This window comes from Robertmurraya mangrovi (assembly GCF_034427655.1).
In the GTDB taxonomy this organism is placed as follows: domain Bacteria; phylum Bacillota; class Bacilli; order Bacillales; family Cytobacillaceae; genus Robertmurraya_A; species Robertmurraya_A mangrovi.
On the sequence record NZ_JAXOFX010000011.1, the window covers coordinates 26,088 to 38,994 of the forward strand.

Consider the following 12,907-nt stretch of genomic DNA (forward strand, 5'->3'; position numbering starts at 1 on the left):
CGGAATAGGCTTTCCTATGTAATAGTCATTTTAATTCTATTTATATTAAAATTATATCATAGGAAAATAGGGGATTTAGCTGAAAAATAAAGGAAGTTTAGAGAGGGCAAAAAATGAAGAAGCTGCCCTTTTCAGGCAGCTCCTATAACTAATTTTTAAACTTGAAGACCAAAGTTCTTACAAAGAGCAGCTAATCCACCAGAGAATCCGCTTCCTATAGCATTGAACTTCCAGTCGGCACCATGTCTATATAATTCACAAATCACAACCGCTGTTTCTACGGAGAAATCCTCTCCTAAATCATATCTTAAAACTTCTTGGTTTGTATCTTCATTAACGACACGTACAAAGGCATTTGATACTTGACCAAAATTTTGGTTACGTACATTTGCATCATGGATCGTTACTGCAATGGCAATACGATGAACGTGTGAAGGTACTTTACTAAAGTTGATTTTAATTTGCTCATCGTCTCCGTCACCTTCACCTGTACGATTGTCACCCGTATGTTCTACTCCACCTGAGGGATGCTTAACGTTATTGTAAAATACAAAGTCGATATCATTAATGACTTTCCCATCTGCGTCTGTTAAAAATGCAGAGGCATCTAAATCAAAGTCCTGTCCTCCATCATAGCGGTTAGTATCCCAACCTAATCCAACAATTGCCTTTGTTAAACCAGGATTTGTTTTTGTTAAGTCAATACGTTGTCCTTTTGATAGATTAATACTCAATTTAGGTCACCTCTTAAAATATTTTTATTTTTTGCGTGATTTTTGCTACATCTACTGAATTCCAGCTTCTGGTTCTAAATTAAAAGACCTGGCCTTCACTTATGCATACGTACGAACTAAATCCCCTAAGCTTACAGCGTTTGTACCAGAACCAACAGCAGCAAACTTCCAATCAGAACCATGTCTGTAAAGTTCACCTACGATTAAACTTGTTTTTCCAGTGTAATCATCTGATAAATTATAATGGATCAACTCTTGATTATTTGTCGGGTTCACAATTCGGATAAAGGCATTTCGAATCATACCAAAATGTTGTTTTCTTTTTGCACAATCATAAATGTTTACAACGAAAACAAGCTTTTGAATATGAGAAGGAACTCTGCTTAAGTCCACATTCACTTGCTCATCATCCCCGTCTCCTGCACCCGTTAAATTATCTCCTGAATGCTGAACACTTCCGTCACTACTTTTTAAGTTACCAAAGTAAATAACATCACTATTATTTCTTAACTTATCTCCTTCAGACAGCATAATAACAGAGGCATCACAGTCAACGTTTGCACCGCCGCCACCGCCGAATAGGGAGCCAAGTAAACCGCCGCCACCCTTACTTTCAACAGGATCCCATCCTAGACCTACTAAAATTCTAGTTAAACCTGGATTTCCTTTTGTTAAATCAACACGTTGACCTTTTTGTAAATTGATAGCCAATTTCCTTCACCTCATCATATTATTTATGTACTATTATGCTAAGCTCATATTGCTCTTGAGCTAATCTATTAAAAAATGATTCAGCTTTTTTAACCTTGCTGTTTCATCTTTTTAAAGTTTTCTTGTAGTTGTTCAAGTTTCTTTGTACCTTCTTCTCTTAGTCGTTTATTTTCATCTTCAATGGCTTTTGTTTCTTGCATCCCTTTCATAATGATGTTCCACGATTCTTCAATCGTTTCAATCTTGATGCTAGGGCCGCCAGCTAGTCTAGCAATGTCAGCACTTTGCTGTGAAATATTCTGTGCATTCCTCACAAGCATTTCATTTGTACGGCGATCCAGCTCGCTCATTGAATCAGCTACAAGTTTTTGCCTTTTCGCAGCTACTGCTTGGATTAAACCATTTTTAAAGATAGGAATAGTAGTTACAAAAGCTGAGTTAATTTTTCCAATTAGCTTTGTATTCCCTCTTTGTAATAAACGAATTTGAGGAGCCGTTTGTAACGCCACCATTTTAGCCATTTCTAAATCATAGACACGTTGCTCTAATAGCTCAATTGCATTCCTTAAACTATCTAATTGCATGGATGCCAGCTGATCCCCAGATGTAGCTCGAGCTTCAAGCTGTGGGAGTTGTTGATTTTTTAATTCTTCAACCTTCATCTCACCAGCCACTACGTATTTTTCTAATGTTAAATAATACTGGTAGTTCTGTTCATACATTTGCTCTAACATATTGGTTGAATCAACCATCTCACTTTGATATTTAGAGATTTCTACATAAACTTTATCGATTTCTCCACCCATCGTTTGGTATTTTCCAAAAAGCTTTTCAATTAGCTTTTCACCACGCTTAAAGAGCTTTCCAAAAATACCTCCTGAATTCGTTTCAAAATCTTTCTTATCAAACTTATCCATGATTTTTCCAAGCTGCTTTAACAGTTCCCCTGAATCTTCTATCTTTGTTGTACGCATGTTACTTAATATTTGATCAGAGAAACGTGAAATTTGAACAGCTGGCTCTTTACCAAACTCTAATACTTGAATTTGATCTCTTTCATCTATCGTACGAACTAATTGTTGTACTTCAGGTTCTTGTCTAAGGGTTAATTTAATTTGTGAAACACTGTTCTCGGATAATTTCTCAGCCGGTAAAGTTTCAGCAAAGTTCCCATTTGGATTCATTTGATTCATCAATCTAATCTCTCCTTAAGTTTTTTAAAATCCCCTGAAATAGGACTTTCTGTACTATCGATGGTTCTTTTATTTCCTGTTCAAAAACTACCTCTTCAAGCCAATGAGTATCATACAGTGTACTTTCAATATAATTCTCAATGTCGTTGTGACCTGGAGGATTATATAGGATGATGTCAATCCCGAATTGATTTAATAGGAGTAATAGTGCTGCATCTGACCTTGTCATAACCCCATTTAGCTCATTGTTATATAGGAGAAGCTTAGGTACTGCCTGAGAGTAATCAAACTGCTGAAGTAGTTTTAACACGTTAGGCGGAATCTGCATTCCTTGTGTAAATAAGTAGATTTTTACTTCCTCCATTGACTCTCCATGGACAGGTTTTAAGGCTGGTTTAGCACATATATTTCTAATAGCTGTGCCGATCCCTTTTTGTAGTCCCGTTGGAAGATGCTGATATTTCCAATAATTCGTGTTCAACATTTTCTCTGGGTTAAGGATACCGTCTTTCCCTAGTGCATTTCTATAATGGAAGCGGAAATCGTTATTAACATCCCTTGTAAAAGGAAATTCTTTAATTAGAAGACTATTTTCGAGTTTGTTTACAGATTGAAAACGTTCCCAATATTCTTTCCGATTTCTACTGACCCCTTGAATCTTCGCAAAGACCGATGGGATTTTAACTACTCCGTTCGAAACTTCAAAGTTGGGACGAATGACGGCTATTTCCTTCATAATTAAAAATAGTTCATCATATGTCGTTTTTAAAGTGAGAGAGGAAGGCGTATAATCCCTTAATTGCCATGGTTTATAAAAGTGTGAACCTTCATGATTTAATATCGTCTCTATCTCTCGAGATGCTTTATAAGCAACCGTCGATTTTCTAGTAAGTTTTTCCTTTGGGAAAGGTTCTGGGTTTTTCCGTTCAGGATATTGATGAACATAAGTAAGCTCACCCTTTTCATCCATTATCGATAAGACATCTTCCCCACTTGGATTAAACACAATTAAATCGCAACCAAGCCTCGCTATGTAATAACTTAAATAAGAATGACTCTTTTTAAAATTTCCATACCATAGAAACTTCGGCATGTTTTTTTCCGGATTTGCTATAGCAAGTTCCTTTTCGATGTGGTTAAAAGACCATTTCACCACATCCACGAGGACTCGCCTTATATCATTATTTTTTAGACCATCCTTTTCCTTTTCGGCAAATAACTTAAGCAAATCAATCATTGCTTCACGTATTTTTCGATGAATAGAGGGATTGTCTGATTTCATTAATAGTTGTTCACCATCTAAGAAGGCGACAAAACGATTAATAGATAAGTTTTGTTCCCGGTTGATATTTAGTACCTTTTGTATTTTTTGGAACTGTTGATTGTCGATTGATTTATCCATTGATTCATCACTAAGCAGGTGTAAGCCTGTCTCATCAGATTGAACGTAGTCAAATAAGTGATTGTAGTATTCATCTTCATCTAAAGGAATACCAAGGAATCTTGCTATCACTTGGCTATAGTGGATTGTACTTTGTTCAATGAGAAAATTTGGCCGTTCATTAATCGGCTGTTTTAGTTGTTTAAACCAATTATCATAGGTTAAAGGTAAGATTTGTGAATGAATTAAATTGTATGATGGATACATGTTTATTTCCTCCATCTCGGTATGTGCAAGTTAATTAGATGGGTTACTCTCGAGGATTATCTCTTCTAACCATCATATCATACGTATAGATTCATTTCTAAAAAGCTACACTTAAAATACGATGGTATCTAAAAAAAGTTTCAATATTTTTGAATTATTTATTGGATAACTCAATTATAAGCTTACTTTTTTAAGGTAAGAAGCAGCTTTTAGTTTTTTACCATGAAACAATCTGTGTGCCAAAACAGCGATATAAGTAGTCGAGTTGCCTGTTTTCACCTTTTATCTTGTCCTTGCATATATTTGAGTACTCTACTTAAGAAGGTGAAATGAAATGCGATTCCTTTACAAAAGGTATAATCGGCATCAACTGCGGAGTGAGCTATCTGACGTTCAAGATGTGATCTATTCATCTATATTTTTGATCTTGGATTTAATCTTTTGGTCAGGCATTCTTTCACTAATGGTATACCCACTACACCAATCAATCACTTCCGCTCTGTTAATCTTTATTGGCTTTAATTTAATTTGTTTATTAATGTTTTATGGACTTCAAAAATGGATGAAGGAGCAGCCAAATTAAAGGGTCTCGATTCGGCTTAAAATATGACTTAGTAACTCTTCCCCACTTTTCGCTCCTTCATTGATTGTAACATTATAATTTTCAGCCATAATTTTGCTCACTAATTCACCGTGTGACGGAACAAAACGATGCTGACAATGCTCGAGAAAATCTTCATCTAGCAGGGAGTCTCCCGCCCCAATTAGCGTTGTTTTTCCTTCACGCGCCTGTATGTACTTAACCGCATTCCCCTTTGAAACAGGTTTCGGTATAAAATATAGCTTTTTTCCATGAGTGAGAATTCTCCATCCCATATTTCTCAATAAATCCTTCAACCCATCAAATTCACCCAATGTTAATCGTTCTTTCAGAATGTAATAGATAAATGCATGATCAACGTTTCTAATTTCTCCACTAAAATGAGTTGCTAATAATTTGATTAATTCCTCTTTAGGAACGGCTTCTTCCTTTATATCTTTTGTTATTTTCTCGTTCCAGTCCTTTAGTATATGATCTTTATAGAAAATGGTAGCACCGTTTGTTGTCACGATGTATGGAGCTTTAATAGCAGTTTGAAACATATCAATACGTTTAAATTGTTCTATAGATCTAGTCGTAACAGGGACGAATAATATTTTTGAAGCAATCTCTTTTAATAGTAGATGCGACTTCTTTGTCATAAATGAAACATCTTTCCCCGATTTCTGTTCGACCGAGGTTAACTCGTCTTGACACGGAAATTCCTTAAGTACCCTTGTAGAAAAAATTAATGTCCTATCTAAATCGGATGCAAACATCATTTTTCTCACCTATATTCCTATATTAAAAGTTTTAGTTAAGCGGCTTAATTAATCCACAGCATGTATAATCCATGTCTGGATAATGCACAATTTCTACCTTTCTTTCCTCTGCAAGCAGTAAGATATGTTTTATATATGGACTATTAAAATCCTTAATTAAAATCTTCCAAGGCACTCTACGCAATAAAACTCTTGTTGTTTCCCCCACGCCGGGTTTAATAAAGTTAATGTTGGATATTTCAAATACACCCATCATTTCTTTTACCGTTTCAAGGCCTTTGAAAGTAGCAGAATTAGAATCCTCCAAAAGAATTTGAGCTCGTAAACTAGCATTAGCTTTAATTCCTTCAAACTCTTCAGTGATTACATCCACGTACTGATTTGAAACATCAGCTTCTTTTAGTTCCTGATAAAATTTTGCTCCATGAAAGTCAGCTGGGCCAATATATGCTGAATTTAAAACGGTACGACTAACAAGTCCAGTAACCGTTGAATTTAAGCATGCATTAGGAATAAGGAAATCGTCCCTTGTTCCATATAAAGTACTACAGTGTCCAGGATCTGCTAGAAGAGCCAAAGTATCGTTTAACTCTATTCCCGTCTCCGAAAAGAATTTTTCACAGGAATGAGTTAACTCTTTAGAAATTGCCCCTTTACCAGACCATCCATCAACGAATTGTATGGTTTTATTCGGGTGTTCATGGATAATATATTTTACCGCATTTGAATCAAAGCCTTTTCCTCTAATGATGGAAATGCTGTAATGAGGAATTGTTACATTATACTTAAATATAAGGTAGCGACGAATTAAAATTCCAATCGGAGTTCCCGCTCTCGCCAAAGAGACGAGCACAGTATTTTTGCCATTTTTGTGATAAATCTGTTCGGCTAGTACACCAATATATAAAGCTACCTTTTTTTTATAATCCTGTAAGGCATCATAATATAAATGCATATAAGCACTTGGGGGCTGGTATTCTAGAGGAAGTGATTCACTATAATGTTCCCCTCTTTGGACTCTCGCTTCTCTCTCCTCAGTCGCTCCTTCGAGATTAAAGTTACTCAAGTCTTTCAACAGGAAAATCACGTCTTCTTCTCTATAAGTACTATTGATATAAGCCACATCTTCTTTGGTGTTTTTCAACTTACCTTCACCCACTTTATGAAATTACCGATTTTATTTATCCCAGCTTCTTACTAAAAAAGACGATGTTTATTTTTTCTATTTTAGTAAGATTTAGCTCCTTTAGAAACTCATCTAGTTTATCTTTCGGAATCTCCCGTTCAAAAAATAAGAAAAGTTCATCAAATTCTTCTGGGCCAATGTTATAAACAAAGTTTTGTATACTAAGGTCTTCAGGATTAAAAAACGATAATTTATGTTTTGCTCCATAAGTAGCCTCATTATTAGGGTAAATAGGGCTTCTCGTTGTTGAATGATAGAAAACATTTTCACCCATATAGGCAGCCAGTTTCATTGGCAAATACATAAATTCACCGTTACCTAAGCATAATGTTTTAGTCCCCGTTCTAATTAATCGTAACTCCATCCCCATTTGTTCTAAATAAGAATTAATTTCTTGATTATCATATGAATTAATACCGAATCTCCCTGTTCCTTTTAGATAAGGTACATCAGAAAGTTCCCCATTCATATTAATGGACGCTTTTTGGATGAGAGTATTTCCATCAAAATAGTGGTACGATACATCGGGTAGATATAACTCATTTTCCTTTACAACTTGATCTCGCTCCACTAAACCACTTAGTTCCCCTTTAACATCAACCGTACCTTTTATTAAACTTACAGTTCGTATGGTAATACCTAGTTCCTTCTCTAATTGTAAGAATTTATCTACATTCAAATCAGATCGCCAATCCAAAATAGAGACAACTGTATATGTGTTACGAGGAAATTTTTCATGAATAGAACGAATAATATTTAAAGCGGTTTTACCTGTGGTAATCTCATCATCTACCAAAATAATTTCACGCTCGTGATTGATTATAGACTCATCTATATAACAGCGGTGGGAAGTGGCGTGTGAATGTTCTTCTTCAAATGAAATAACAGGTTGACTATTTACCAATTGTTCTCTTGTCGTATGAAAAAAGTGTGCGGTTTCAAAGGAATTGAAAAAGGCATGCCCCAGTGCGGTAGCCGTTTCGGCAAAACCAATAATTAATGGATTGTAAGAATTAGATATAAACGCTTCATCACATAGTACTGGTTCTTCACTTAATAACTGAGAAAGCAAGTCCCCATTAAACTCAAATGCTTTATTTTCAACAATCTCCAGATAACGTCCTGCTAATAAAGAGCCAATTAACAAGCCCTTTTTAGGATTGATTGGAATATGCTTTCCTAACACCTTGCTTACGAATAAAAATGACCGGTTCTTATTGATTCGAGCTGCCATTAAAAAAAGCTCGTCTAGAGGAATGGAATAAGGATTTTCTTGAATCGTTAATTCCACTTTTAAATCATTAATAATGGGTAAAGTAACTTTCTTGTTTAAGAAGGTCAATGTATGTGTATTCATCACGAAGCACCCCATAAACTTTAGATTTTAATAAAATTTTATTTGCCCAGTAATAGTGGGGTTTGAACTCGTTCATTTTATTTGAAAATGAACTCTTAATTACCCCCAGGTTGCCATTATGCTGGTCAACAATATTTAAAGCGTCTATATATTCTTCATATGTGACAACATTTAAAGCTTGTACAGGATTAATGTGAGTAGGATGAATGATGGTTTTACCAACTAAGCCATTGCTAATATCCATCAAAATTTCCTTTATAAAACCATCTAATTGATGCCCAATTAACTCTTTCCTCCAATCCACCCCAACTTGGCCATACTTTTCTCGAAAAGGAGTTTCACGGATTTGTGGCTTTAATACTCTTTCTTTTGAAGAAAAATATTCCCACACCGGACCAGAAACGACGTATGGACAATCAAAGCGAACAAACATATTAATAATGTCTGAGATACAATCTCTAATAACGGCTATATCATAAACTGTTGTATCTGACTTTCTACGGATACCAAATAAACCGGAAAAGTCTGTAGCTCCAATACGTACATTTAAAATATGATCTTTAAATTGATCTAATAAATTTTTTATTTCGTATAATTCTTGTACCCTTGTTTCTTTATATATAATTGATTTAGTCTCTAATATGGGCATTGCATATAGGTTATTCCCTCTACCATTCAACTCAACAATTTGCTCTAGAATAGGTCTTCCAGTATGTACGCTGAATTTTGGAATCACGATTCCGGTTATTACAGAAAGTGTTTCCTCAAGAATGAAAGCTAAGCGCTCAAACTGCTCTTTGCTGCGGATGCGAATAAAAATTAAAGGAAGTTCTTCTAGTTGAATAAATCCTTTTTGCAGTCCATCGTATAGATCCCTAAGCTCTTTAATTAACATTCCTTCTGCTAATTCTACTTGATCATCACCAATTGCATCTTCTAAACAAATAACTAAAGATGTTAAGCCAGCATGTTTGTTGGAAATAATATCTTGGTGGATATTTGGTTTTGTCGCAGGCATATATAAAGTGGCACCTAGACAGTAGGATAATAAATCGGGAGAAGAATTCTTATTAAAAGTGCTTGGCTGTAAATAAAATAACTGTTCAGCCTCATGACTGTGAAGATTTGAAAATAATCTCATTTCCTATTCGCCTCAGCTTTTATTAAATGTAACCATTTAGGTAGTCTATTATTCTATTAAAACACAAAATCCCAGTAATTGTAATTATGTATTATTGGTAGAAAAGAGCCTAAAAAATAAAGGGAGCAAACTTTTCGTCTGATCCCTTTTGGTTTTTATAGTTTATTGTACTTCAGCAGATGCTTTCTTTTTGTTTCTATAGTGAACAACAAATGTTCCAGCGAATGCAATTAATAAAGTCATAAAGAAATAGATATGGTCAATATGAATATGTGCAACACCTAGTAACATTTTTGCAGAAATGATTAAGATTAAGATGTAGGCAGTTGTTTCAAGTTCTGGCACTCGGTCAATCAGTTTCAAGAACACACCAGCAACTCCACGCATCATAAGAACTCCTAGCATTCCACCAAGCAATAGAATCCAGATTTCTTGGCTCACTCCAAATGCAGCTAATACACTGTCAATAGAGAAAGCAATATCCATTAATTCAACAGCTGCAACTGTTCCCCAGAAATTACCGAATAATCGAATTAAAAGTCCATTTTTATTCATACCTTGGATTTCTTCTTCATCTGATTCTTCTGCAGATGCACTTGCTCTCTTATCCATAAAGTACTTGATAGCTAACCAAGCTAAGTAACCTGCTCCAAGGATTTTAACCCACCAGAATTCAATTAAGTAAACCCCTACTCCAATTGCAATAAATCGGAATACGTAAGCTCCAAGTAGACCGTAAAATAGCGCTCTTTTTCTTTGCTTTTCTGGTAAATGTTTAACCATTACAGCTAATACCAATGCGTTATCTGCTGAAAGTAGCCCTTCTATAATAACTAATGTACCAATTAATCCCCAACTAACTGGGTTTGATAAAACTTCAACCCACATTTCCCAATCAAAAAACATGGCGTAAGTATCTAATATACCTTGCAGTATGGCCATTCCTGAAGCTCCTCCTGGATGTGTGCTTATGATTTATGATAATTATCTAAACACACTATATATATTCTTTTTTAAGGCTATTACACTTTCTGTAAAATAGCCTTTTCAAAGACTCGACTATAGCCGAGTCTTTGAAAATCATAACTCCTATTATCCTACTTGTAAACCAAAATCTGTTGCTAATGCAGCTAAACCACCTTGGTAACCACTGCCAATAGCACTAAACTTCCATTCACCATTGTGACGATATAATTCTCCAACCACTAAAGCTGTTTCAATTGAAAAATCTTCACCTAAATCATAACGGATTAATTCTTCATTTGAATCTCCATTAAACACTCTTACATAAGCGTTGGAAACCTGACCGAAGTTTTGGTTACGTGCCTCACCATCATGAATTGTAATAGTAAAGGTAATTCGTTGAACGTTTGACGGTACTTGATTTAAAGCAATTTTAACTTGCTCGTCATCCCCATCTCCATCACCTGTACGATTATCTCCAGTATGTACAACAGATCCATTTCCACCCGTTGGATTATTATAGAAAACAAAGTCACTTTCGTTTGCAACTTTTCCATTATCTCCAAGAAGGAAAATAGAAGAATCTAAATCAAAATCATTTCCACCATCATATTTGTTTGTGTCCCAACCTAGACCAACAACGATATTCGTTAATCCAGGGTTTGTCTTTGTTAAGTCCACTTTTTGTCCTTTTGATAAACTAACTGCCATATTTAAAACCCTCCAATATTTTGATAGTCTTTATTACGATTAATAGTATGGAAAAGTTCCATACTATTATTTATTTTTTCATAAACAAGAACTTTTTTCAAACGAAACCATTAGCTCATCCATTTAGGAGGTGTATTTTTATCCCAATAAATAGATCCTAAATCATGATGGCTTTGAAATTGATCATGATAGGTATGATAGTGAAAATTAAACCAAAATCCAGCTTGTGGTGGATGATCCTTACGCACGTGAAAGCGGATGATATCTTGCTTATTAGTACGATTGAATATGTTAAAAATTTTCTCCGAATCACCTCCGCTTGGCATTTCAGTTACTGTTAAATCCTTAATGGACTCGTCAGGATAACGGCTAGCAAATTCTTCAATGGCTGTTTCAATGTTTGGTAAAATAACTTCTTTAAATTCATCTTCAATGACTGGTTTAATTCTGTTTCCGAATTTAATGTATGACTGTTCTTCAGCAACTTTCACTAATTCTCTAATTAATGTTTCTTTATCATTAACAAATTGTTGCTGCTGTTCATCCTGTAAAAAACCTGTTTCCGCCTCAATAATATCTCGTTTTGAAGACTTTCCTGTGTTTACATCCGTTGCTAGAAAAGCTTGGGACGGGGTAATCATTCCGAAAGTTAATATCGTAACTAAAACGACAAACGATTTACGCAACCATTTAGGCATTTTCGTTTCTATCCTTTCTTATTGGAACTAAAAAATATTACTATTTCTCATATTCTGTAACGCGATTTTAAGTTTCTCTTCAGGTTGTACTAAGGCAATTCTCACATAGCCTTCACCCCAGGAACCGAATGCATTTCCAGGTGTGACAACAACGTTTGCACGATGAATGAGATCGAGGGCAAATTCCTTTGATGTATAACCGTTTGGAACTTCAGCCCATATAAACATAGAAGCCTTTGGTGTACTAACTTCCCAGCCTAAATCTTTAAACCCAGAAACTAATAAATCTCTTCTAATCATATAGGTTTAACGCAGCTGATCTAAAAATGTTGAGTGATCTTGTAAAGCTCGAGAAGCAGCTGCTTGTATATGGAATGAAACACCATAATCAAGATTAGATTTGAAATCACTAAGGATTTTAATTACCTCTTTATTCCCACAAGCATAAGCGACCCTTAACCCAGCCATGTTAAAGCTTTTCGATAAGGAATTCATTTCAATACCAACCTCAAAAGCCCCCTCTACTGATAGGAAACTGATTGGTCTTTCTTCATAATAAAGCTCTGAGTAGGCAAAATCATGTAGAACGATAATGTTGTGTTTTTTTGCAAATGAAATCACTTCTTGGAAAAACTCCCTTGATGCCATAGCGGGTACTGGATTACCAGGGAAGTTTAATATTAATAATCTTGCTTTCTGACATATTTCTTCAGGTATCAATTCCAACTCTGGCAAGAAATGATTCTCTTTCTTTAATGGCAAGGGGTACATATTTGCTCCTGCCATTGCTACGCCTGCTGCATACGCTGTGTAACCTGGATCTGGGACTAGAATATAATCACCTGGATTACATAACGCCATAGGAAGATGAACAAGTCCATCTTGAGATCCCATTAACAACATAATTTCATCCTTACTATGTAAATGAACCTCGTATTTATCCTTGTAAAATTGTCGAACAGACTCATGAAATTCTTCTGTCCCTTTTAATGAGTATCCATATGAGTTAGGATTTTGTGACATATTTGAAAGTGTATCCATCACAAAAGGCGGTGGTGGAAGATCAGGACTTCCTATACTCAAATCTATAATATCAGCACCTTCAGAAACTTTTGAATTTTTAATTTGCGCAAGTTCAGAGAATATACTCTCTTGAAATGCTTCCATTCTTTTTGACTTGCTGAATAACATTTTAGAATTCCT

12 protein-coding genes and 1 pseudogene are annotated in these 12,907 nt (G+C 35.2%); 1 reads left to right on the forward strand and 12 read right to left on the reverse strand.

Annotated features, from left to right (window positions below):
• Positions 1-155 precede the first annotated feature (155 nt).
• The 4 genes from SM124_RS15560 to SM124_RS15575 all read right to left on the reverse strand — a co-directional run bounded on the left by SM124_RS15560 (position 156) and on the right by SM124_RS15575 (position 4,286).
• The gene (locus SM124_RS15560) at positions 156-734 is read right to left on the reverse strand and encodes a TerD family protein (protein ID WP_322447441.1); all 579 of its coding nucleotides are present in this window, start codon (positions 732-734) and stop codon (positions 156-158) included.
• A 99-nt stretch (positions 735-833) separates the two neighbouring features.
• On the reverse strand, positions 834-1,445 hold the full coding sequence (locus SM124_RS15565; RefSeq protein ID WP_322447442.1) for a TerD family protein: 612 nt from the start codon (positions 1,443-1,445) through the stop codon (positions 834-836).
• 89 nt (positions 1,446-1,534) lie between these two features.
• Complete coding sequence (locus SM124_RS15570) at positions 1,535-2,638, reverse strand: toxic anion resistance protein (RefSeq protein WP_322447549.1); 1,104 nt, start codon at positions 2,636-2,638, stop codon at positions 1,535-1,537.
• A 4-nt stretch (positions 2,639-2,642) separates the two neighbouring features.
• Positions 2,643-4,286: a YceG family protein gene (locus tag SM124_RS15575; protein WP_322447443.1), complete on the reverse strand. Its 1,644-nt coding sequence runs from the start codon at positions 4,284-4,286 to the stop codon at positions 2,643-2,645.
• A gap of 334 nt (positions 4,287-4,620) precedes the next feature.
• On the opposite strand from SM124_RS15575, the gene SM124_RS15580 reads away from it, so the two are divergent.
• Positions 4,621-4,869 (forward strand): hypothetical protein, encoded by a 249-nt coding sequence (locus SM124_RS15580; protein ID WP_322447444.1) that lies wholly within the window; start codon positions 4,621-4,623, stop codon positions 4,867-4,869.
• Here the strand turns inward: SM124_RS15580 and SM124_RS15585 are convergent.
• The 8 genes and pseudogenes from SM124_RS15585 to SM124_RS15620 form a co-directional block, all read right to left on the reverse strand.
• Positions 4,866-5,648: an HAD family hydrolase gene (locus tag SM124_RS15585; RefSeq protein WP_322447445.1), complete on the reverse strand. Its 783-nt coding sequence runs from the start codon at positions 5,646-5,648 to the stop codon at positions 4,866-4,868. The genes SM124_RS15580 and SM124_RS15585 overlap by 4 nt on opposite strands.
• Positions 5,649-5,679: 31 nt before the next feature.
• Entirely contained in the window at positions 5,680-6,792 is a 1,113-nt protein-coding gene (locus tag SM124_RS15590) for a cysteine protease StiP family protein (RefSeq protein WP_322447446.1), read from the reverse strand.
• Positions 6,793-6,829: 37 nt separating this feature from the next.
• Positions 6,830-8,191 carry a phosphoribosyltransferase family protein gene (locus SM124_RS15595; protein ID WP_322447447.1) on the reverse strand — a complete coding sequence of 454 codons (1,362 nt, stop codon included), beginning with the start codon at positions 8,189-8,191 and terminating at the stop codon, positions 6,830-6,832.
• On the reverse strand, positions 8,136-9,332 hold the full coding sequence (locus SM124_RS15600; RefSeq protein ID WP_322447448.1) for an HpcH/HpaI aldolase/citrate lyase family protein: 1,197 nt from the start codon (positions 9,330-9,332) through the stop codon (positions 8,136-8,138). Before SM124_RS15600 ends, SM124_RS15595 begins: the two co-directional genes overlap by 56 nt.
• 162 nt (positions 9,333-9,494) lie before the next feature.
• Positions 9,495-10,274: a TerC family protein gene (locus SM124_RS15605; protein WP_322447449.1), complete on the reverse strand. Its 780-nt coding sequence runs from the start codon at positions 10,272-10,274 to the stop codon at positions 9,495-9,497.
• Positions 10,275-10,424: 150 nt separating this feature from the next.
• Positions 10,425-11,006: a TerD family protein gene (locus tag SM124_RS15610; protein WP_322447450.1), complete on the reverse strand. Its 582-nt coding sequence runs from the start codon at positions 11,004-11,006 to the stop codon at positions 10,425-10,427.
• Positions 11,007-11,116: 110 nt separating this feature from the next.
• Positions 11,117-11,704: a YpjP family protein gene (locus SM124_RS15615; RefSeq protein ID WP_322447451.1), complete on the reverse strand. Its 588-nt coding sequence runs from the start codon at positions 11,702-11,704 to the stop codon at positions 11,117-11,119.
• 27 nt (positions 11,705-11,731) lie between these two features.
• A pseudogene (locus SM124_RS15620) lies at positions 11,732-12,895 on the reverse strand (LL-diaminopimelate aminotransferase).
• Positions 12,896-12,907: the final 12 nt, after the last annotated feature.